Origin of the sequence: Campylobacter concisus (genome assembly GCF_002913545.1) — a bacterium.
In the GTDB taxonomy this organism is placed as follows: Bacteria; Campylobacterota; Campylobacteria; order Campylobacterales; family Campylobacteraceae; genus Campylobacter_A; species Campylobacter_A concisus_AV.
In genome coordinates, this window is record NZ_PPBR01000087.1 from 1 (window position 1) to 1,976 (window position 1,976).

The 1,976-nt window shown below is 36.6% G+C and carries 1 protein-coding gene; it reads right to left on the reverse strand.

Going from position 1 to position 1,976, the window contains the following annotated elements; translation table 11 throughout:
- Nucleotides 1–56: 56 nt before the first annotated feature.
- A partial coding sequence (locus tag CYP05_RS04985) for a methyl-accepting chemotaxis protein (protein ID WP_141090281.1) occupies nt 57–1,976 on the reverse strand: 1,920 nt, incomplete at its 5' end.

Genomic DNA, 1,976 nt, shown 5'->3' on the forward strand with positions numbered 1-1,976 from the left:
TTTAAAAAGGTCTAGCCAAAGCTAGACCTAAAACATTAAATTTAAGAGGTAAAAACTTAAGTTCTAAAGACGCTAAGTTTAGTATTTAGCGCATCTGTCATCTTATTTAGATGTTCAGCTGCAGAAGCTATCTCTTCGACGCTTCTAGCATTTTCAGATGAAATTTGATTGATCTCTGAGATGCCATCCATGATCTCATTTACATTTTTACCAGTTGCGATGTAGTCTTGCATAGTCTTATCTGACATCGCTATGGCGTTATTCATCGTTGCGCTCATATCATTTATCGTCTTTTCAACGTCGCTTGCCACATGAGTTAGCTCTTGAATTTGTTTAGAGTTGATGCCCATTTGCTCGCTGCTATCATTGATCGCTTGAACAATAACGTTGATAGTTGCATTTATCTCTGTTAGAGACTTTTGAGTTCTCTCGGCTAGCTGTCTAACCTCGTCAGCAACGACTGCAAAGCCGCGTCCATGCTCGCCAGCTCTTGCTGCTTCAATGGCTGCGTTAAGGGCTAGTAAATTTGTCTGATCAGCGATGTCGTTGATAACAACAAGGACTGATTTTACCTGCTCAGCATCACGGCTAAGCTGCTCGATCTTACCCGCCATTTGATTTTCAACATTAGCAGAATCAACGATCTGAGACGATAGAGATTTAATAGCTTCAGTAGCTGTTTTTATATGAGTGCTTGCCTTTTGAAGGTCATCTTTACCAGCTTGAGCAACTGCTAGTGACTCTTTCATATTCTCTTGCATTACTTTACATCTTTGATTTGTCTCTTCTACTATTTGAGTTGACTCTTCTACACGCTTGCCTGTTTGAAGAGATGTAGAGCTTAGCTCGTTTGCAACTGAGCTGTTTTCATTTGAAAGATTTTTAGTGTCGCTTATAAGTACTCTTATTCTCTCTATAAAATCATTTATATCATTACTAATCTTAGCAATCTCATCTTTGCCGTAGATTGGGATTTTAAGAGTAAAGTCAGATGTTATAGCATTTAAATTTGATCCTAATCTATCAATAGGATTTGCAACCATCTTTTTAAGTAGTAATATAGATACTATTATAAGAAGCAATGTAACTATAATGCTTGCAATGATGAAGTTTTTACTAACCACTTTTAGAGGTGTTAAAAAATCATCTGTAATAGCTGAACCAAGCAAAATCCAGTCTAGTTTGTCAAATGGTTTAAATGCCGCTATTCTTTCAACTCCATCAGCTACAACAAGCTTAGCACCTTCTCTCTCTTTTGTGATGTTATCCATAGTAGCTTTTAGCTCACCACTTAGCTCTTTATCAGCTTGATTTGGGTGGATATCAAATTTATTAGTCTTTGTATTAAAGATAGAGAAGTATCCATGCTCACCTAGTTTCATAGAAGCAAATGTCTTTTTAAGATCCTCTAGACCGTTTGTGAAGTCGTAACCAACATACAAAATTCCTATAACGTCATTACCATTAACAATAGGCTCATATATGCTCATATAGTTGCGACCAAATAAATTTACAACACCTACATATCGTTCTTTGTTTATTGCATTTTTATAAACTGAACTATTTTTATCTAGTAGTGTGCCGACAGCTTTGCTACCATCTGGCTGTGTTACGGCAGTACTTACTCTTAAAAAACTATCGCCTGATTTTGCAAAAACGGTTGAAATTCCGCCATTTGATGCTCTGCTAAATTTATCAATAATATCGTAGTTGTTATTTAAAATACCGCCTTGAGAGACTAGTTCAAGTGCTTCGTAATTGCCAGTCTTACTCATCTGATGATCAACTGAGATTTTTCCAACCAACTCTTTAAAGACGCTCATTAACGTCTCTGCATTATTAACATTGTCCTTGTTAAATAGTTCAACCGTATCCATTGCAAGCGCAACGTTTTGTTTAACGGTAGTTACTACTCCATCCTTGATCTCACGTTCTAAGACATGTGATGTATAGAAAACAAAGCAAGCTATATCGTG